Annotated in this window: 16 protein-coding genes; all 16 read right to left on the bottom strand. The window is 70.0% G+C overall.

What is annotated here, in order from left to right; all coding sequences use genetic code 11:
• Positions 1-60: 60 nt before the first annotated feature.
• Complete coding sequence (locus AB0C12_RS22560) at positions 61-1,032, bottom strand: polyprenyl synthetase family protein (protein ID WP_360551929.1); 972 nt, start codon at positions 1,030-1,032, stop codon at positions 61-63.
• A 1,680-nt stretch (positions 1,033-2,712) separates the two neighbouring features.
• Positions 2,713-4,245, bottom strand: a complete 1,533-nt coding sequence (gene nuoN / locus AB0C12_RS22555; protein WP_360550908.1) for an NADH-quinone oxidoreductase subunit NuoN — start codon at positions 4,243-4,245, stop codon at positions 2,713-2,715.
• 2 nt (positions 4,246-4,247) lie between these two features.
• Complete coding sequence (locus tag AB0C12_RS22550) at positions 4,248-5,786, bottom strand: NADH-quinone oxidoreductase subunit M (protein ID WP_360550906.1); 1,539 nt, start codon at positions 5,784-5,786, stop codon at positions 4,248-4,250.
• Positions 5,783-7,708: an NADH-quinone oxidoreductase subunit L gene (nuoL, locus tag AB0C12_RS22545; protein WP_360550904.1), complete on the bottom strand. Its 1,926-nt coding sequence runs from the start codon at positions 7,706-7,708 to the stop codon at positions 5,783-5,785. Before nuoL ends, AB0C12_RS22550 begins: the two co-directional genes overlap by 4 nt.
• Before the next feature lie 12 nt (positions 7,709-7,720).
• Positions 7,721-8,020, bottom strand: a complete 300-nt coding sequence (gene nuoK, locus AB0C12_RS22540) for an NADH-quinone oxidoreductase subunit NuoK (RefSeq protein ID WP_203772979.1) — start codon at positions 8,018-8,020, stop codon at positions 7,721-7,723.
• Entirely contained in the window at positions 8,017-8,790 is a 774-nt protein-coding gene (locus AB0C12_RS22535; protein ID WP_360550901.1) for an NADH-quinone oxidoreductase subunit J, read from the bottom strand. The genes nuoK and AB0C12_RS22535 overlap by 4 nt, the downstream gene beginning before the upstream one ends.
• Positions 8,790-9,419, bottom strand: a complete 630-nt coding sequence (gene nuoI, locus AB0C12_RS22530; protein ID WP_360550899.1) for an NADH-quinone oxidoreductase subunit NuoI — start codon at positions 9,417-9,419, stop codon at positions 8,790-8,792. The genes AB0C12_RS22535 and nuoI overlap by 1 nt, the downstream gene beginning before the upstream one ends.
• A 1-nt stretch (position 9,420) precedes the next feature.
• Complete coding sequence (nuoH, locus tag AB0C12_RS22525) at positions 9,421-10,797, bottom strand: NADH-quinone oxidoreductase subunit NuoH (RefSeq protein WP_360551927.1); 1,377 nt, start codon at positions 10,795-10,797, stop codon at positions 9,421-9,423.
• A gap of 8 nt (positions 10,798-10,805) precedes the next feature.
• Positions 10,806-13,280 carry an NADH-quinone oxidoreductase subunit G gene (locus tag AB0C12_RS22520; protein WP_360550897.1) on the bottom strand — a complete coding sequence of 825 codons (2,475 nt, stop codon included), beginning with the start codon at positions 13,278-13,280 and terminating at the stop codon, positions 10,806-10,808.
• Positions 13,280-14,596, bottom strand: a complete 1,317-nt coding sequence (nuoF, locus tag AB0C12_RS22515) for an NADH-quinone oxidoreductase subunit NuoF (protein WP_360550895.1) — start codon at positions 14,594-14,596, stop codon at positions 13,280-13,282. The genes AB0C12_RS22520 and nuoF overlap by 1 nt, the downstream gene beginning before the upstream one ends.
• Complete coding sequence (gene nuoE / locus AB0C12_RS22510; RefSeq protein ID WP_360550893.1) at positions 14,593-15,783, bottom strand: NADH-quinone oxidoreductase subunit NuoE; 1,191 nt, start codon at positions 15,781-15,783, stop codon at positions 14,593-14,595. Before nuoE ends, nuoF begins: the two co-directional genes overlap by 4 nt.
• Positions 15,784-17,124, bottom strand: a complete 1,341-nt coding sequence (locus AB0C12_RS22505) for an NADH-quinone oxidoreductase subunit D (RefSeq protein WP_360550891.1) — start codon at positions 17,122-17,124, stop codon at positions 15,784-15,786. It abuts the gene before it with no gap.
• On the bottom strand, positions 17,121-17,834 hold the full coding sequence (locus AB0C12_RS22500; protein WP_360550889.1) for an NADH-quinone oxidoreductase subunit C: 714 nt from the start codon (positions 17,832-17,834) through the stop codon (positions 17,121-17,123). The genes AB0C12_RS22505 and AB0C12_RS22500 overlap by 4 nt, the downstream gene beginning before the upstream one ends.
• Positions 17,831-18,502: an NADH-quinone oxidoreductase subunit B family protein gene (locus AB0C12_RS22495; protein WP_360550887.1), complete on the bottom strand. Its 672-nt coding sequence runs from the start codon at positions 18,500-18,502 to the stop codon at positions 17,831-17,833. The genes AB0C12_RS22500 and AB0C12_RS22495 overlap by 4 nt, the downstream gene beginning before the upstream one ends.
• Before the next feature lie 5 nt (positions 18,503-18,507).
• Positions 18,508-18,873: an NADH-quinone oxidoreductase subunit A gene (locus tag AB0C12_RS22490; RefSeq protein ID WP_360550885.1), complete on the bottom strand. Its 366-nt coding sequence runs from the start codon at positions 18,871-18,873 to the stop codon at positions 18,508-18,510.
• Between the two features lie 79 nt (positions 18,874-18,952).
• Positions 18,953-20,251: a geranylgeranyl reductase family protein gene (locus tag AB0C12_RS22485; protein ID WP_360550883.1), complete on the bottom strand. Its 1,299-nt coding sequence runs from the start codon at positions 20,249-20,251 to the stop codon at positions 18,953-18,955.
• Between the last annotated feature and the right edge of the window lie 27 nt (positions 20,252-20,278).

The following is a 20,278-nucleotide window of genomic DNA, read 5'->3' as shown; positions in this document are numbered from 1 at the left end:
GCTCTGAGCCTGTGGCGGTCGGCTCAGCTGGTGCGGTCGGCTCAGCCTGTGGCGGTCGGCTCAGCTGGTGCGGTCGGCGATGAAGTCGCAGAGGGACTCCATGGCCTGGCGCGGTGAGCCCTGCGGCAGCGGCGCGAGCTGCGACCGGGCCTCTTCCGCGTACGTCCGGACGGTTTCGCGGGCCCGCTTCATCGCGCCGGACTCGCGGAGCAAACCGAGCGCCTCGGCGTGCAGAGCGTCGTCGACCAGCGGCCCGGAGGCGAGCAGCTCACGGAGCCGCACGGCGGAAGCGTCGGTGTCGTCGCCGGCGAGGGCGTAGAGGACCGGCAGCGTCGGGACACCTTCGCGGAGGTCGGTGCCCGGCGTCTTGCCCGACTGCACCGACTCCGACGCGATGTCGAGGAGGTCGTCGGAGAGCTGGAATGCGATGCCGATCGTCTCGCCGTACCCGGTCAGGGCCTCGACCTGCTCGGGGGTGACGCCGGAGAAGAGGCCGCCGAAGCGCGCCGACGTCGCGATGAGCGACGCCGTCTTTTCGGCGATGACGCCGAGGTAGTGCTCGATCGGATCGGACCCACGCGGCCCGACGGTCTCGGCGATCTGGCCGTGCACGAGCCGGGCGAACGTCCGCGCCTGCAGCCGCACCGCCTCGGGCCCCAGCGACGCGGCGATGTCGGCCGCCCGCGCGAAGAGATAGTCGCCGACGAGAATCGCGACGGAATTGCCCCACCGGGCGTTGGCGCTGGGAGCGCCGCGCCGCACGGTGGCCTCGTCCATGACGTCGTCGTGGTAGAGCGTCGCGAGGTGGGTGAGCTCGACGACCAGGGCGGCCGGAACGATCTCAGCCCGGGTCGGGTCACCCATCTGCGCACCGAGCGCGAGAATCAGCGGCCGGAACCGCTTGCCACCGGCATCCATGAGATGCCGGGCGGCCTCGGCCACGAGCGGATCGGCACTGGCGACATTGCTGCGCAGCGCATCCTCCACAACCGCAAGCGTCGCCGACACCGACGCGTCGACCGCAGGGTCGATGTCGAGGCCGAACGACGTCAGCGCGCTGTCCCGGGTGCTCACCACACTTTCACGATGCCATACGACCCCGACCCGGGCGGGCCCAGGGGTCCCACCAGCAAGATCAAAAAGAGCCTACGGGTACGGATCCGGAAAAGTCCCCTCCGCGCAGGCCACGGCCTGGGTGCCCGCTCCCGCTGATCAGGCGGCTGCCGGCCGGGTCGCCGCTCAGGGTGGGCGAAATCACCGCCCCTTCGGAAAGATGGCACACCCGCCTGCCGCCGTGGCCGGCCGGCTGTGGGGCTTCGTCGGGGTCGTCGGTCGCCGCGTCGGTGTTGCGTGCTGGGCGGCTCGGCCGCGTGTGCGGAGGGAGTGCGGCTGCGCTTGCTGGATGGTTCGGGTTGCATTGCTGGCTGCCGCCGGGGCGACTTGGGGGCTGCCGCAGCGGGGGGTCGTCGTGGCGCAGCAGTGCGGTGGCGGCTGTCGGATGGCGAGGGCCGGCCGGTTCGGCGAGGCCGGAGGCCGCGGTTAGGGCGCTGCGGGCGGGCGCCGCAGGCAGCAGGGGCGGCTCGGCGACGCGGCGCTCACGGGCAGCGCGGGCAGCGCGGGCAGCCTGGCGGAGGCGGCTCGGGCGGGCTGTGCGGGCAGTGCGGGTGGACGACGCCGCGTCGGCGTCGCGGTGCGGGCCGGGTGGGGGCGGCGCGGCGCGGCGCGGCGTGGGCGGTGCGGCGTCAGCGGCGCAGCGCAGCGTCGACAGCACGGTGCGGGCGGCCGGCCGCGGGCGGTGCAGCGTGGGCGGTGCAGCATTAGCGGCGCGGGCGACGCTGGCAGCGCAGCGCAGCGGTTGGCGACGCAGGCAGCGCAGCGCGGCGCGGCGTGGCCAGCGCGGCGTAGCGCAGTGTGGGCGACGCGGACAGCGCGGCGTGGCGCGGCCTGGCGTGGGAGGCATGGGCAGCGCAGCGTGGGCGACGCGGGCAGCGCAGCGTGCGCGGCGCGCGCGAGTGGCGTGGCGTGGGCGGCGCGGCGTTGGCGGCGTGGCGTGGGGGGCGTGGCGTGGTCCCCGAAATCCTTGGGTATTGGGACGGCCTGGAGGGTCCACCCGGGTTCGGAACACTGCGGGCGCGGGACGACACGGGCGCGGGACGACGTAGGCGCGAGCCTGCGCGGGCGGTGAGCCTGTGCGGGCGGCGAGGCGGACTGCAGAACTGCTCTGTCCAAGCGCATAGATCAAGAGTGGGCCGGCCACGGACGGCGCCGATCGAGCCCGGACAACCGTCCGCGAGGCGACCCGGCCCCCAAATGCTTCGCGCCGGAGGCAAGCCGTCCGGACAACCCGGCAAGCGAGTGTCCGCGCGCTGCCTTCGTCCCGCACGATCCGAGCTGCATCCTGCATCCGGATCGAGAACGTCGCTGGCCATTCCGGGGCGCCTGACGCGAGGGCGGTCGGCACCCCGCGATTACGAGCCAAGGTCCGTAATCCAGCCGCCGCCGTGGGGGCGTCTTGGAGCACGTAGCTGGCAGGGTGGGGCCGCCCGGTCATGAGCCGCCAGGCGATTGGGTGGCCCCGCCCGGTCTCGGCGGGAGCGACGTCCAGGGCCATGCAACCAGGTACGACATCAAGCTCTTGACCGTGATCCCGCGGACAGCAGGCGGCCCCGGCCGGAACGAGTCCGACCGGGGCCGCCGCCGATGATTTCCTCGCTACCGGACGAATTGAGCCGCGTCGTTGGTCAGGTCGAGCAGCGGCGCCGGGATCACGCCGAGCGCCAGCGTCACGATCACGCCGATGACCAGCGCTGCCGAGGTCAGGAAGCCCGGGATCGACACCGTCGGGGTGCTTTCGCCCGGCTCGGACAGCCACATCATCACGATCACCCGCAGATAGGGGAACGCCAGCACCATGCTCGTGATCACGCCGACGATGACCAGCCAGGTCTGGCCGCCTTCGATCGCCGCGCCGAAGACTGCGAACTTGCTTGTGAAGCCGCTGGTCAGTGGGATGCCTGCGAAGGCCAGCATGATGAACGAGAAGGCGCCCGCGTAGAGCGGGTTGCGGCGGCCCAGACCCGCCCAGCGGGACAGGTGGGTTGCTTCGCCGTCCGCGTCGCGCACCAGCGAGACGATGCCGAATGCCGCCAGCACCGAGAAGCCGTACGCCACCAGGTAGAACATCGTGCTGGACAGGCCCTCCTTGTTGAGCGCCAGGACGCCCACCAGCAGATAGCCCGCGTTGGCGATCGACGAGTACGCCAGCAGCCGCTTCATGTCGGTCTGGGTGACCGCCAGGATCGCGCCCGTCAGCATCGTCAGGATCGCGATCGCGCCGAGGACCGGCTGGAAGTCCCAGCGGACCCCGTCGAAGGCGACGTAGAGGATGCGCAGCAGGGCCCCGAACGCCGCGACCTTGGTGCAGGCCGCCATCAGCGCCGTGATCGGGGTGGGTGCGCCCTGGTACACGTCGGGCGTCCACACGTGGAACGGCGCCGCCGCGCTCTTGAAGAGCAGGCCGATGGCCACCAGGGCGAGGCCGCCGAAGAGCAGCACCTCGTTGCGGACCGGGTCGGCGACCGCGGCGTGGATCGACGCCAGGTCGACCGCGCCGGCGAAGCCGTAGATCAGGGCCACGCCGAACAGGAAGAACGCCGACGCGTACGAGCCGAGCAGGAAGTACTTCAGGGCCGCTTCCTGGCTGAGCAGGCGGCGGCGCCGGGCCAACGCGCACAGCAGGTACAGCGGCAGGGACAGGACCTCGAGCGCGACGAACATCGTCAGCAGGTCGTTCGCCGCCACGAACAGCAGCATGCCGCCCAGCGAGAAGATCGTCAGCGGGTACACCTCGGTGTTGCCGGGGTCGCTGCCCGCCTGCCGCAGGTCCTTCTCGGAACCGACGGTGAGCGCCGCCTGCGAGACGAACGCGCCGCCGTTCTCGACCGCGCGCTCACCGATCAGCAGCAGCGACACCACGCCGAGCAGCAGGATGCTGCCCTGCAGGAACAGTGTCGGGCCGTCGATCGCCACCGCGCCGCCGATGGTGACGGTGCGGGTGTTCCGGCCGAGGATCACCGCGACGAGCGCGGCGACCAGCGACACCAGGGCGAGGGTCAGCTGGACCCCGTTGCGCCGGCCGCGCGGCAGCACCGCTTCGAGCAGGATGCCGAGGCAGGCCGCTCCGAAGAGGATCAGCATCGGCGCCAGGGCGCCGTAGTTGATCGCGGGTAGTTGGAGGTCGTCCATGGCTACGGCGCCACCTTTCCGTTTGCGACCGCCGTCGGCGCCGGGTCGGTCGTGCCCACGTCCTGCATGGTGGCCTCGACCGCCGGGTTGATCACATCGGTGACCGGCTTCGGGTAGAAGCCGAGAACCAGCAGCAGCAGGATCAGCGGCGCGACCACGATCTTCTCGCGGAGGCTGATGTCCTTGTGCATCGCCGGGACCTCGGTCAGCGCCGGGTTGAGCGTGCCCTGCGTGGTGCGCTGCACCATCCACAGCACGTACGCGGCGGCGAGGATGATGCCCACGGTGGCGATCACCGCGTACACCTTGTGCACCGTGAACGTGCCGATCAGCACCAGGAACTCGCTGACGAACGGCGCCGTGCCGGGCAGGGCCAGCGACGCCAGACCGGCGAAGAACAGGACGCCGGCCAGCACCGGGAGCAGCTTGCCGGCCCCGCCGAAGTCGCTGACCAGAGCCGAGCCGCGACGGGCCACGAACATGCCGACCACCAGGAACAGCAGGCCGGTGGCCAGGCCGTGGTTGACCATGTACAGCACCGCGCCGGTGCCGGCCTGGGTGGTGAAGGCAAAGATGCCGATGCCGATGAAGCCGAAGTGGGCGATCGACGTGTACGACACCAGCCGCTTCAGATCATGCTGGCCGACCGCGAGCAGCGCGGCGTAGATGATCCCGATGACACCGAGGACCAGCGCCGCCGGGGCGAACCAGCGCGACGCCTCCGGGAACAGCGAGAGGCAGTAGCGCAGGATGCCGAACGTGCCGACCTTGTCCATGACACCGACCAGCAGCGCGGCGGCGGGCGCCGGAGCGGCGACACCGGCGTCGGGCAGCCAGGTGTGGAACGGGAAGAACGGCGCCTTGACCGCGAACGCGATGAAGAAGCCCAGGAACAGCCAGCGGGCGGTGTTGGTGTCGAACGCCGCCGACACGTCGCTCAGCTTCTGCCAGTCGAACGTGTGCCCGCCGACGACCCAGAGGCCGATCACGGCGGCCAGCATGAACAGACCGCCGACCAGCGAGTACAGGAAGAACTTGACCGCCGCGTACTGCCGCCGGGCACCGCCGAACGAACCGATGATGAAGTACATCGGCACGAGCATGACCTCGAAGAACACGTAGAACAGGAACACGTCGGCGGCCGCGAAGACGCCGATCATCGTGCACTCGAGCGCCAGCAGCAGCGCGAAGTAGACCGGCACCGACCGCTGGGTCTCGTCGATGTCGTTCCAGGAGGCCAGGATGATGATCGGCACCAGGACCGCGATCAGCATCAGCATCACCAGCGCGATGCCGTCAGCCGCGAACGTGAAGCGCGCGTCCCAAGTGGGGATCCACTGGTAGGACTCGCGGAACTGGAACCGGTCGCCGCCCGCCTCGAACACGATCCACATGACGATGCTCAGCGCGAGCACCGCCAGCGACCAGCCCAGGGCGATCGTCTTGGCCAGTTGGCCCCTGGTCTTCGGGAGGAAGGCCACCACCGCCGCCCCCACCAGGGGGAAGAGCGTCAGGATGGACAGGAACGGAAAGTCGGTCACGCCAACCATCCCAACTGGATTGCGAGGAAGGCACCGACGACCAGGACTACGCCGGTGAGCATGGACAACGCGTACGAGCGGACGAAACCGGTCTGCAGCCGGCGCAGGCGACCCGAGCTGCCACCGACAGCGGCCGCCAGGCCGTTGACCGCGCCGTCGATGCCCTTGTTGTCGAGGAAGACCAGCGCGCGGGTCAGGTAGATGCCGGGCCGCTCGAAGACCGCCTCGTTGAAGGCGTCGGTGTAGAGGTTTCGGCGGGCCGCGGTGACGAGCACGCCGGCCGGCTGCTCCTCCTTGGCCGTGCCGTTGCGGAACAACGCCCAGGCCAGACCCGCGCCCAGCACCGTGACGACCAGCGACAGCACCGTGATCAGCGCGTGCGGAATGACCGCCTCGTGCTCCACGGCCTCGGCGCCGAAGGTCGGCTCCAGCCAGTCCGGCACGCTGCTGGCCATCAGGAAGCCGGCCGCGATCGAGCCCAGGGCCAGCAGCATCAGCGGCACGGTCATGATGAACGGCGACTCGTGCGGGTGCTTGTTGTCCTCGGTGTAGCGCTCCGGGCCGTGGAAGGTCAGCACGAACAGGCGCGTCATGTAGAACGCGGTGAGGCCCGCGCCGATCAGGGCGGCCATGCCGTACAGCCAGGAGGTCCAGTCGCCGCGCTCGAAGGCCGCCGCGATGATCGGCTCCTTGGAGAAGTAGCCGGACAGCGGCGGGATGCCGATGATGGCGAGCCAGCCCATCATGAACGTCAGCCAGGTCCACTTCATGTACTTGTGCAGGCCACCGAAGCGCCGGATGTCGACCTGGTCGTGCATGCCGTGCATGACCGAGCCGGCGCCGAGGAACATGTTGGCCTTGAAGAAGCCGTGCGCGAGCAGGTGAATGATCGCCAGGGCGTACGCCCCGCCGCCCAGCCCGACGCCGAGGAACATGTAGCCGATCTGGCTCACCGTGGACCAGGCCAGGACCCGCTTGATGTCGTCCTTGGCCGCGCCGATGATGCAGCCCATCAGCAGGGTGAGCGCGCCGACGCTGACCACGATCGTCTGCAGCGTGGTGTTCGCCGAGAAGATCGGGTTGGACCGGGCGATCAGGTAGACGCCGGCGGTGACCATCGTCGCCGCGTGGATCAGGGCCGAGACCGGGGTCGGGCCCTCCATCGCGTCGGGGAGCCAGGCCTGCAGCGGGAACTGACCGGACTTACCGGCCGCACCGAGCAGCAGCAGGATGCCCAGCACCAGGATGGTCGCGCCGGAGAGCGCACCGACACCGTTGAAGACCTCGTCGTACTGGGTGGTGCCCAGCGTGGCGAACATCAGGAAGATGCCGATGGCCAGGCCGGCGTCGCCGACCCGGTTCATCAGGAAGGCCTTCTTGCCGGCGGTGGCCGCCGACGGCCGGGTGTACCAGAACGAGATCAGCAGGTACGACGCCAGACCGACGCCCTCCCAGCCGAAGTAGAGCATCACGTAGTTGTTGCCCAGGACCAGCAGCAGCATCGCGGCGACGAAGAGGTTGAAGTAGGCGAAGAACTTCCGCCGCCCCTCGTCGTGCTCCATGTAGCCCACCGCGTACAGGTGGATCAACGAGCCGACCCCGGTGATCAGCAGGACGAACACGCCGGAGAGCGGGTCGAAGAGCAACCCGAAGTCCACGTGCAGTCCGCCGACCACGATGAAGTCCCACAGGCTCTGTTCCGCCGAGCGCGCCTCGGCGTCCAGCCCGGCCAGGCTGAAGAACATCGACAAGCCCAGGACGAACGTCGCGGCGACCGCAGCGACGCCGAGCCAGTGACCCCACTTGTCGGCCTTCCTGCCCAGCAACAGCAGGACCGTGGCGCTGGCCAGCGGAATGGCCACCAGCAGCCAGATTCCGCTCAGCAGCCCCGTCGCGTGGGCATACTCCACTGTCTGTTCCACGTGAAGGCCCCTTTAGTACTTGAGGAGGTTGGCGTCGTCAACGCTGGCCGAGCGCCGCGTCCGGAAGATCGACATGATGATGGCCAGCCCGATGACGACCTCGGCCGCCGCGACCACCATCACGAAGAACGAGATGATCTGGCCGTCGAGCGTGCCGTTGATCCGGCTGAAGGTCACCAGCGCGAGGTTCGCGGCGTTCAGCATCAGCTCGATGCACATGAACAGCACGATCGCGTTGCGGCGGACCAGCACACCGGCGGCACCGATGGTGAAGAGGATCGCCGCCAGTACGAGGTAGTAGTCGGGAGTCACTTCTCAGTCCCCTTCGGTGCGATCTCCTTAGCAGTCAGCTCGCGCACAGGAAGGATCGCCGAGATGCTGCGCTCGGAGCCGTTGCCGTCCGGCAGCCGGGCCGGCGCCGCGACCGACATGGTGTTCGCGTAGACGCCCGGGCCCGCCTTGGCTCCCGGGTACGAGCCCGGCCGGAAGCGCGCCTTCATGCGCGTGACCTGGTCGGCGATGTCGCCCTTGGCCCGCTCGACGTGGGCGAGCACCATGGCACCGACCGCCGCGGTGATCAGCAGCGCGGAGGTGACCTCGAAGGCGAAGACGTACTTGGTGAACAGCAGGCGCGCGATGCCCTGCACGTTGCCGCCGGCGGCGCTGTTCGCCTCGGCCAGGCCGACGACCTCGGTGCCGGCCAGCGAGCGGGCCAGGCCGGTCGCGACGAGCACCCCGAACGCGACGCCGAGCAGGATGGCCGCGATGCGCTGCCCCCGCAGGGTCTCGATCAGGGAGTCGGAGGCGTCCCGGCCGACCAGCATCAGCACGAACAGGAACAGCATCATGATCGCGCCGGTGTAGACGATGATCTGCACCGCACCCAGGAACGGCGCCTGGTTGATCACGTAGATGAAGCCCAGGCAGAGCATCGTGACGACCAGCCAGAGGGCCGAGTGCACCGCGTTGCGCGCGATGACCATGCCCAGGCCGCCGATGACGGCGAGCGAGCCCAGGATCCAGAAGCCCCAGGCCTCACCGGTGGAGACCTGGCCCGCGGCGGCCGCGGCGTAGGCGAACATCAGGAGGCCTCCCGTCGTACCGTGCCCGCGGTCTCCGGCCGGGCGGCCGGGTCGACGGCGGTCGCCGCGTCGTCGGTGCCCGCGTCGGACCACGGCGCCCGTTCGGCACCGGCCGACGTGCCCGGGTTGGTCAGCGCACCGAGGTAGTAGTCCTTGTCGGTGTCGCCGAGCCGCATCGGGTGTGGCGGCTGCTCCATGCCGGGCAGCAGCGGCGCCAGGAGCTCCTTCTTGGTGAAGATGAGGTCCTGACGGCTGTCGCGGGCCAGCTCGTACTCGTTGCTCATGGTCAGCGAACGGGTCGGGCAGGCCTCGATGCACAGTCCGCAGAAGATGCAGCGGGCGTAGTTGATCTGGTAGATGCTGGCGTACCGCTCACCGGGCGAGAAGCGCTGCTCGTCGGTGTTGTCGCCACCCTCGACGTAGATCGCGTCCGCCGGGCAGGCCCAGGCGCACAGCTCGCAGCCGATGCACTTCTCCAGGCCGTCCGGGTGCCGGTTGAGGATGTGCCGCCCGTGGTAGCGCGGCGCCGGCGTCGGCGGTGTGAACGGGTAGTCGGTGGTGATGACCTTGCGGAACATGTGCGCGAAGGTCACCCCGAAGCCCTTGAACGAGCCGGTGAACGTTCCCACGTCACACCTCCTTGTCTGACGTGTCGTCCGGGGTGGGCGTGGTGCCGCCGACCGTGGCCGGCTGCCGTTCGGCGACCGCCCGGCGGGCCCGTGGGCTGGGTGGTACCTGGAGGTCCATCGGCGGGACCGGGAAGCTGCCCGGGGGCCGGGCGGCCAGCTGTTCCTCGATGGAGAACTCGCGGGGCTTCTTGCTGGCCGGCCAGAGCAGCGCGATGCCGAGCACCACCACCGCCGCGGCCAGGTAGACGAGCCAGCGGGCGCCGCCGTCGATCCGGTCGTTGGTGACCCGGACGCCGGCCAGGAACAGGATCCAGACCAGGTTGACCGGGATCAGAACCTTCCAGCCGAAGCGCATGAACTGGTCGTAGCGCATCCGGGGCAGGGTGGCCCGCAGCCAGATGAAGCCGAAGAGCAGCAGCAGCACCTTGCCGAGCCACCAGATCAGCGGGAACCAGCCGGAGTTGGCGCCCTCCCACCAGCTGATCGGCCACGGAGCCCGCCAGCCGCCGAGGAACAGCGTGGTGGCGAACGCCGAGACGGTGATCATGTTGATGTACTCGGCCAGGAAGAACAGCGCGAACTTGAACGACGAGTACTCGGTGTGGAAGCCGCCGACCAGCTCGGACTCCGCCTCGGGCAGGTCGAACGGGGCCCGGTTGGTCTCGCCGACCGCCGCGATGCAGTAGATGACGAAGCTGGGCAGCAGCAGGACCGCGTACCAGCTCGGCGCGGTCGGGCTCCAGCCGAAGATGTCGAACGCCGTGGTGGGGTTGTTGCCCGCCTGGGCCGCGACGATCTGCGAGGTGCTCATGGTGCCCGCGGTCATGAAGACCGCCACGATGCTCAGGCCCATCGCGACCTCGTACGAGATCATTTGCGCACTCGACCGCAGCCCGCCCAGCAGCGGATACGTCGAACCCGACGCCCAGCCGGCCAGCACCACGCCGTAGACGGCCATCGACGAGCAGGCCAGCAGCACCAGCACCGAGACCGGCACGTCGGTCAGCTGCAGCGCCGTCTTGTGGCCGAACATCGAGACGACCGGCCCGAAGGGGATCACCGAGAACGCGGTGAACGCCACCGTCGCCGAGATCACCGGGGCGATGAAGTACACCACCTTGTCGGCGGTCTTCGGGATGATCTCCTCCTTGAACGGCAGCTTGACGCCGTCCGTGAGGCTCTGCAGCCAGCCCTTGGGCCCGACCTGGTTGGGGCCCGGGCGGACCGCCATCCGGGCCACGACCTTGCGCTCGTAGTTGATCGTGAACAGCGTCAGCAGCAGCAGGATGACGAATACACCCAGCAGCTTGATCAGGACGATCCACCAGACGTCGTTCTCGAACGTCGCCAGGGTCGGGTCCTGCGCTTTCGCGAGGATCAGCGAATTCATGCGGTAGCTCCCTGAGCCAGGATCGGGCCAGGCTGGCCGGCGCTGAGCCGGACCACCGCACCCGAGGTGACGCCGAGGCTGCGACGCAGCGTCGAGCCCGGCGAGTTCGTGGGCAGCCACACCACCTGCGCGGGCAGGTCGGTGATCGCCGCCGGCAGAGTGATCGCGCCGCGGTCGGTGCCGACCGTGACGGCGTCACCGTCGGCCACTCCGAGCGCCTCGGCCAGCCCCTTGCCCAAGCGGACCACCGGGGTGCGGGCCGTGCCGGCCAGCACCTCGTCGCCGTCGAGCATCGAGCCGAGGTCGATCAGGTGGTGCCAGGACGCCAGCACCGCCTCCTGGTCCCCGACCTTCGGCAGCGCGGCAGCAGCGACGGCCGGCACTGCCGGGCGGTCGGCGCGGCTCGCGGGCATGCTCCCCAGCTCGCGGCGGATGGCGGCGACGTCACCGGTGGCCAGCGAGACATCCATGAGAGCGGCGATGGCCTCCAGCACCCGGCCGTCGGTCATCGCGGTGGTGTTCAGCACGGCGTCGAAGGTCCGCAGCCGGCCCTCCCAGTCCATGAAGGTGCCGGGCTTCTCGGCGGCCGGGGCGATCGGCAGCACGACGTCGGCGCGGCGGGTGACCGCGCTCTGCCGCAGCTCCAGGCTGACCAGGAACGGCACCGCGTCGAGGGCCTGATCGGCCAGCCGCGGGTCGGCCAGGTCGGCCGGGTCCACGCCGGCGACCAGCAGAGCGCCCAGGGTGCCGTCCGCGGCGGCCGCGACGATCGCGTCCGTGTCGCGGCCGACCGTGCCGGGCAGCGCGCCGGCCTCGACGTCCCAGGCCGCGGCGAGCTCGGCCCGCGCACCCGCGTCGGTGACCGGACGGCCGCCGGGCAGCAGGTTGGGCAGGCAGCCCGCGTCCACCGCGCCCCGGTCGCCCGCGCGCCGCGGCACCCAGGCAAGCCGGGCGCCGGTGCGGTCGGCCAGCGCGGCGGCGGCCGAGAGACCACCGGGCACGCTCGCGAGCCGCTCGCCGACGATCAGCAGGGCGCCGGGCACGGCGAGTGCGGCGCTCACGGCCGCGTCGGTGCCGAGCAGCCGGGCCTCGTCACCGGGCACGGCCGCGACGAGCGTCGCGCCGAGCTTCTCAAAACCCCGGCTGAGGTACGGCGCCACGGCCGTGACCTTGAGCTTGCCCTTCCCGTGGCCCTTACGCAGCCGCAGGAAGAGGATCGGGCACTCCTCCTCGGGCTCGAGGCCGACGATGACCGCGGCGGGCGCGTTCTCGACGTCCTCGTAGGTGACGTCCGTGACGCCTGCGACGGAGGAGGCCAGGAAGTCGGCCTCCTCGCCGGACAGCGGGCGCGCCCGGAAGTCGATGTCGTTGGTGCCGAGGGCGACCCGGGCGAACTTCGCGTACGCGTACGCGTCCTCGACCGTGAGACGGCCACCGGTCAGCACGCCGACGCCGCGGCCCTTCGCCGCCTGCAGCCCCTCGGCGGCGGCCAGCAGGGCCTCGCTCCAGGACGCCTCACGCAGCTGGCCGGTCTTGGCGTCACGCAGCATCGGGGTGGTGATGCGGTCGTAGCCGGTGGTGTAGCGGAAGCCCCACCGGCCCTTGTCGCAGTTCCACTCCTCGTTGACCGCCGGGTCGTCGCCGGCCAGGCGCCGCAGCACCTTGCCCCGGCGGTGGTCGGCCCGCATCGAGCAGCCGGCGGCGCAGTGCTCGCAGGCGGTCGGCGAGGAGACCAGGTCGAACGGGCGGGCCCGGAACCTGTACTGCTCGCCGGTCAGCGCGCCGACCGGGCAGATCTGGATGGTGTTGCCGGAGAAGTAGGAGTTGAAGGCGACGTCGCCCTCGCCCTCGCCGACCTGGCCGTCGCCGGTGCCCTCGCCGCCGAAGAAGTCGTCACGGTAGACGTTGATCTGCTCACCGGACGAGCGGTCCATCAGGTCGATGAACTTGTCGCCGGCGATCTCCTCGGAGAAGCGGGTGCAGCGCTGGCACAGGATGCAGCGCTCCCGGTCCAGCAGCACCTGGCTGGAGATGTGGATCGGCTTCTCGTACTCGCGCTTGTGCTCGTGGAAGCGCGAGTCGACGCGGCCGTTCGACATCGCCTGGTTCTGCAGCGGGCACTCGCCACCCTTGTCGCAGGTCGGGCAGTCGAGGGGGTGGTTGGCCAGCAGCAGCTCCATCACGCCGCCCTGCGCCTTGGCGGCGACCGGGGAGCTGAGCTGGGTCTTGACCACCATGCCCTCGGCCACCGTCTGGGTGCAGGAGGCGACCGGCTTGCGCTGGCCTTCCACCTCGACCAGACACTGGCGGCAGGCGCCGGCCGGGGCCAGCAGCGGGTGGTCGCAGAACCGCGGGATCGCGATGCCCATCCGCTCGGCGACCCGGATGACCAGCTCGCCCTTGGCGGCGGTCACCTCCACGCCGTCGACGGTCAGCGTGACCTCATCGGTCTTCTTGGCGACGTCGGTCATCAGTGCGCTCCTACCAGGGCCTTCTCGGACAGCCGCGGAGCGGTCCGGCCCTCGATGTAGTCCAGGTAGTCCTGGCGGAAGAACTTCAGCGTCGACATGACCGGCGTCGCGGCGCCGTCTCCGAGGCCGCAGAAGGAGCGGCCGAAGATGTTGTCGGCGGTGTCCTGGAGGGTGTCCAGGTCCTGGTGGGTGCCCTGACCGGAGAGGATCCGGCGGTACGTGCGGACCATCCAGTAATTGCCCTCGCGGCACGGGGTGCACTTGCCGCAGGACTCGTGGTGGTAGAACTCCAGCCAGCGCCAGGTCGCGTACACCGGGCAGTCCTGGTCGGAGAAGATCTGCATCGCCGTGGTGCCCAGGATCGAGCCCGCCGCGGCCACTCCCTCGAAGTCCATCGGGGTGTCGATGTGCTCGGCCGTCAGCAGCGGCGTCGAGGAGCCACCCGGCGTCCAGAACTTGAGGTTGTGACCCGGCTTCATGCCCCCGGCCAGCTCGATCAGCTCGCGCAGGGTGATGCCGAGGCCGCACTCGTACTGGCCCGGGTTGGCGATCCGGCCGGAGAGCGAGTAGATCATCGGGCCGGACGACTTCTCCGTGCCCATGCTCTTCCACCAGTCCGCGCCGCCCAGCACGATGTACGGCACCGACGCGATGGTGCCGACGTTGTTGACCACCGTCGGGCTCGCGTACAGGCCGGCGACCGCGGGGAACGGCGGGCGCAGCCGGGGCTGGCCGCGGAAGCCCTCGAGCGAGTCCAGCAGCGCCGTCTCCTCGCCGCAGATGTACGCCCCCGCGCCGCTGTGCACGACGAGGTCGAGGTCGAACCCGGAGCCGAGGATGTTCTCGCCGAGGTAGCCCTTGGCGTACGCCTCCCGGACCGCGTTGCGCAGCCGCCGGGTGGCGTGGACGGCCTCGCCGCGGATGTAGATGAACGCCCGGCTGGCCCGGATCGCGTAGGCCGCGATGATCGCGCCCTCCACCAGCGAGTGCGGGTCGTACGTCATCAGCGGCAGATCCTTGCAGGTGCCGGGCTCGCCCTCGTCGGCGTTGATGACGAGGTAGTGCGGCTTGCCGTCGCCCTGCGGGATGAAGCCCCATTTGAGACCGGTCGGGAAGCCGGCCCCGCCGCGGCCGCGGAGGCCGGAGTCCTTGATGAGCTGGATCAGGTCGTCGGGGTGGACGTCCAGCGCCTTGCGGACGGCGGCGTACCCGTCGAGCCGCTCGTAGGTGTCGATCTGCCAGGCGTCCGGCGACAGCCAGCGCTTGGTGAGGACGGGGGTGAGCTTCTGAAGAACCTCACGCCGGGGCTGAGTCACTTCTTCTCCTCGTTGCCGCGCGGAGTGTTCTGCCAGCCGGGGTTGTCGTTCGTGGTGGCCGGCTGCTTCTGGGCGGCGGTGCCCTCGCTGACGATGCTCTCGCCGCGCTCGGTGTCGCCGGCGGGCTTGCCGTCGCCGGCGACCTCGTTCTTCGCCGCGCCGGCCGCCTCGGCCGGGTTGCTCGGAGCCGGGGTCTGGTTCGGCAGCCCGGCGCTGGTCGCGGCCGGGGCCGGGGTGTCGGCGGTGGGGTTGCGGGCTTCGGCGGCCCGGGTCTCCGGGTCCTTGTCGTCGCCGGCCTTGACCGGCGCACCGGCCTTGCGGTGCTCGACCTTGTCGACGACCGTGGCCGCCGCGGCCTTGACCTTGGAGGCCACGTTGGCGATGAGGCCGCCGTGCTTCTCCTCGGTCCGCGGCGCGGAGACCGGGCCGGGGTCCTTGACGGCCTTGGCGGACTCGTCGCGGGCCGGCTTGGTGGTGGTGATCGGGGTGTCGATGTTGAAGTTCGCCACCGCGACGCCGTGCTCCTGGGCCAGGGTCACGCCGCGCAGGGTGGGCGCCCCGGCCGGACCGTCGGCGACCGCACCCTCACGCTCGTCGGCGAAACCGGCCAGCTGGAACTGCATCTCCTTGAGCGAGCAGATCCGCGCGCCGCGGGACGGCATCGGCCGCTCCCCCTTGCGCAGCTGCTCGACCAGCTCGACCGCCGCCTGCGGAGTGCTGTTGTCCACCGCGAAGTCGTAGTTGACCGTCACGACCGGCGCGTAGTCGCACGCCGCGAGGCACTCGGCGTGTTCCAGCGTGATCTTGCCGTCGGCCGTGGTCTGGTCGTGCCCGACCCCGAGGTGCTCGACCAGGCCGTCGTAGATCTCCTGGCCGCCGAGCACGTTGCACAGCGTGTTGGTGCAGACGCTGACCAGGTATTCGCCGGTCGGCTTGCGCTTGTACATGGTGTAGAAGGTCGCCACCGCGCCGACCTGGGCCTTGTTGATGCCCAGGATCTCGGCGCAGAACGCGACACCGTTGGGGCTGACGAAGCCCTCCTCGGTCTGCACCAGGTGCAGCAGCGGGAGCAGCGCCGAACGCTCACGACCCGCCGGGTAGCGCGCGAGGATCTCGCGCGCCGGCTCGAGGAGCTTCTCGGCCAGCGGCGCTGCCGCCGGGGAGAAGTCCACAGTCACATCTGACATTTAGCGGTCACACCCACCCATCACGGGGTCCAGGGAGGCGCCGCCGGCGATGACGTCGGCCAGCAGCGCACCCTCGGCCATCGCGGGGATGGCCTGGAGATTCACGAAGCTCGGGTCGCGGTAGTGCACCCGGTACGGGTGGGTGCCACCGTCGGAGACGGCGTGCACACCCAGCTCGCCACGCGGATGCTCGATGCCGACGTAGACCTGGCCGGGCGGCACCCGGAAGCCCTCGGTCACGAGCTTGAAGTGGTGGATCAGCGACTCCATCGACTGACCCATGATCTTGGCGACGTGCTCGAGCGAGTTGCCCATGCCGTCGACGCCCACGGCCAGCTGGGCCGGCCAGGCGATCTTCTTGTCCGCGATCATCACCGGGCCGGGCTTGAGCCGGTCCAGCGCCTGCTCGACGATCTTCAGCGACTCCCGGATCTCCGCCATCCGGACCAGGTAGCGACCCCAGACGTCGGCGGTGGTCGCGGTCGGCACGTCGAACTCGTAGTTCTCGTAACCGCAGTACGGCATGGTCTTGCGCAGGTCCCAGGCCAGGCCGGCCGAGCGCAGCACCGGGCCGGTGACGCCCAGCGACAGGCAGCCCGTCACGTCGAGGACGGCGACGCCCTGGGTGCGCTCCTGCCAGATGACCTGGCCGGAGAGCATGGCCTCGTATTCCTTGAGCTTCTTGGGCAGGTAGACGAGCAGGTCCCGGATCTTGCGGATCGCCGAGTCCGGCACGTCCTGCGCGACCCCGCCCGGACGGATGTACGCGTGGTTCATCCGCAGGCCGGAGGTCTCCTCGAAGATGTCGAGGATGTACTCACGCTCGCGGAAGCCGTACAGCATCATCGAGATCGCGCCGAGCTCCATGCCCGTGGTGGCGATCCACACCAGGTGCGACGAGATCCGGTTGAGCTCCATGAAGAGCACCCGGATGGTGTTCGCCCGCTCGGTGATGTCGTCGGTGATGCCGAGCAGCTTCTCGACCGCCAGGCAGTAGCCGGTCTCGTTGAACAGCGGCGCCAGGTAGTCCATCCGGGTCACGAAGGTCGTGCCCTGGGTCCAGTTGCGGTACTCGAGGTTCTTCTCGATGCCGGTGTGCAGGTAACCGACGACCGGGCGGACCTGGGTGACGGTCTCGCCCTCGAGCTCCAGCACCAGCCGCAGCACGCCGTGCGTCGACGGGTGCTGCGGGCCCATGTTGACGACGATCTTCTCGTTGCTGAGCGGATCGATGCCACCGGTGATGGTGTCCCAGTCGCCCCCGGTGACGTTGAAGACCCGGCCTTCGGTGGTCTCGCGCTCGGTGGCGTACCCGGCTCCGCTGGTCGTCTGGCTTGTCATTGGTAGACCCTCCGCTGGTCCGGCGGCGGAATTTCGGCGCCCTTGTACTCGACGGGCACGCCGCCGAGCGGATAGTCCTTGCGCTGCGGGTGGCCTTCCCAGTCATCCGGCATCAGGATCCGGGTGAGGTTGGGGTGGCCGTCGAAGACGACACCGAACATGTCGTAGATCTCGCGCTCCTGCCAGTCGGCAGTGGGGTACACGCTCGTCACGCTCGGCAGGCTGACGCCCTCCGCCACGGCCGCCTCCAGGCGGACCCGGCGGCGGTACGTCATGGAGGTGAGCTGGTAGGAGACGTGGAAGCGGCGGTTGTCGCTGCCCAGGTAGTCGACCGCGTCCACCGAGGAACACAGCTCGAAGCGCAGCGACTCGTCGTCGCGCATGATCTGGGCGACCTCGGCGATCCGCTCCGGCTTGATGTGCAGGGTCAGCTCGCCCCGGTCGACGACGACCTTCTCGATCGCGTCGGCGAAGCCCGGGTAGGCCTCCTCCAGCGCGTCGTGGACCTCGTCGAAGTAGCCGCCGAACGGGCGCGGGGTGTCGGCCGTGGTCGGTCGCCGGCGGGCCAGGCCGCCGAAGCCGGACACGTCGCCGGTGCCCTGGACGCCGAACATGCCCTTGTCGGGGCTCGGCGGCGTCTGGGCCGGAGCGTCGAGGTCGGCGCCGACCGGCTGAGTGGCGGGTACGCCGCCGTCGGACTCGTTGGTCACTTGCCACCCTCCCGAAGGTGCGGCTGCAGCTTCATCCAGTTCTCGATGCGCAACTGCTCCTCGCGGCCTTCCTTGACGGCCTGCGTCCACTCCGCCCGGCGGGCCTTGTCCACCCGGTACGACGAGGGCATCGCGCCCGGTGCGACGACCGGCAGCTTGCCCTCGGCCCGGCGCGCCTCGAGCATCTTGCGGCCGTTCGGGCCGAGCGGGGCGGCCATGACCTTCTCGCGCATCTTGAGGATCGCGTCGATCAGCATCTCCGGCCGCGGCGGGCAGCCGGGCAGGTAGATGTCGACCGGGACGATGTGGTCCACGCCCTGCACGATCGCGTAGTTGTTGAACATGCCGCCGGACGAGGCGCACACGCCCATCGAGATGACCGAGCGCGGCTCGGGCATCTGGTCGTAGATCTGGCGCACGACGGGGGCCATCTTCTGGCTCACCCGGCCGGCCACGATCATCAGGTCGGCCTGCCGCGGCGAGGCCCGGAAGACCTCCATGCCCCAGCGGCCGAGGTCGTAGTGCGGTCCGCCGGCGGCCATCATCTCGATGGCGCAGCAGGCGAGGCCGAAGGTGGCGCCCCAGAACGACGACTTGCGGGCCCAGTTGGAGAGCTTCTCCACCGAGGTCAGCAGAATGCCGCTGGGCAGCTTCTCTTCGATTCCCATGTCAATCAGTCCCAGTTCAATCCGCCGCGTCGCCACACGTACGTGTAGGCGATGAAGACAGTGACGATGAAGAGGACCATCTCGACGAAGCCGAACAGGCCGAGCGCCTCGAAGGACACCGCCCACGGGTAGAGGAAAATGGTCTCGATGTCGAAGACGATGAACAGCATCGCGGTCAAGTAGAACTTGACCGGGAAGCGACCGCCACCGATGGGCTGCGGAGCCGGCTCGATGCCGCACTCGTACGCCTCGAGCTTGGCCCGGTTGTAGCGCTTCGGACCCACGATCGGCGCGATCGACACCGAGAACAGGGCGAAGAGCGCACCGAGGATCAGCAGCCCGACGATCGGTACGTAGGGATTGAGCGTCATACCGTCTCCTGCTCGACTGTTAGCCGCTTCACACTATTAATCCGCTTTGGCGTCTTGTCGACCGGGGTCCACTTGTCTCTCATACCGCCGGTGCGACCTTCGTCAGGCCGTTGATGATGCGGTCCATGGCGTCGCCGTCCCTTGGATCCGTCAGGTTGGCCAGCAGCTTGAGCACGAACCGCATCAAGGTCGGGTGCGGCATGCCGTGCTTGGTGGCGATCCGCATGATCTGCGGGTTGCCGATGAGCTTCACGAAGACCCCGCCCAGGCGGTAGTACCCCCCGAACCGGATCTTCAACTCCGACGGGTAGGCCTGCAGGGCGCGCTCGCGGTCGGCGCCGGCCGGGCGCGCGAGGGCCTGGACGGCCACCTCCGCGGCCAGCTCGCCGGACTCCATCGCGTAGGCGATGCCCTCGCCGTTCATGGGGTTGACCATGCCACCGGAGTCGCCGACCAGCATGACGCCGCGCGTGTAGTGCGGCACCCGGTTGAAGCCCATCGGCAGCGCGGCCCCCAGGACCGGGCCGTCGGCGTTGGCCTCGCCGCGCATGCCCCACTCCTCGGGCGTGGTGTTCAGCCAGTCGGTGAGCATGGCGCGGTAGTTGGTCTTGCCGAAGGCGCTGGAGGAGTTGAGGATGCCCAGGCCCACGTTGACCCGGCCGTCGCCCAGGCCGAAGATCCAGCCGTAGCCGGGCAGCAGCCGGTCGCGGTCCTGGGCGCTGCGCAGCTCCAGCCAGGACTCCAGGTAGTCGTCGTCGGCGCGTACCGGGGACTGGTAGTAGCGCCGGACGGCGACGCCGAGCGGGCGGTCGTCGCGCTTGGCCAGTCCCATCGCGAGCGGGAACTTGCCGGACACGCCGTCCGCCGCGATCACCAGCGGGGCCCGATACTGGACGGGTTCCTTCCCGGGGCCGGCCTTGGCCTCGACACCGATGGCGCGGCCGTCGGCGTCGAGCACCGGGCCGGTGACGTTGACCCCGGTGCGCAGCAGGGCGCCGGCTTCCACCGCGCGCCTGGCCAGCATGTCGTCGAAGTCGAGGCGGGTGCGCACGAGACCGTAGTTGGGGAAGCTCGCGAGCTCCGGCCAGTCCAGCTCGAGGCGGACGCCGCCACCGATCACCCGCAGGCCGCGATTGTGCAGCCAGCCCGCCTTCTCGGAGGTGTCCACACCCATCCGGATCAGCTGGCGGGTCGCGCGTGGAGTGAGGCCGTCACCGCAGACCTTCTCGCGCGGGAACTCCGTCTTCTCCAGCAGCAGGACGCGCAGGCCGTGGCGCGCCATGTGGTACGCCGCGGCGGAGCCGCCCGGCCCAGCCCCGACCACGATCACGTCGGCCTCGTCGGCGACGGTTCCCCCTGCGACAGCGAGGTCGTTCACGGCTCACCTCCGTCAAGCGCGGGCTCG

It is taken from the genome of Actinoplanes sp. NPDC048967, assembly GCF_040649415.1.
Taxonomy (GTDB): Bacteria; Actinomycetota; Actinomycetes; order Mycobacteriales; family Micromonosporaceae; genus Actinoplanes.
The sequence above is the reverse complement of the archived record's forward strand: the minus strand, read 5'-3'. Positions and strand labels throughout refer to the sequence as shown.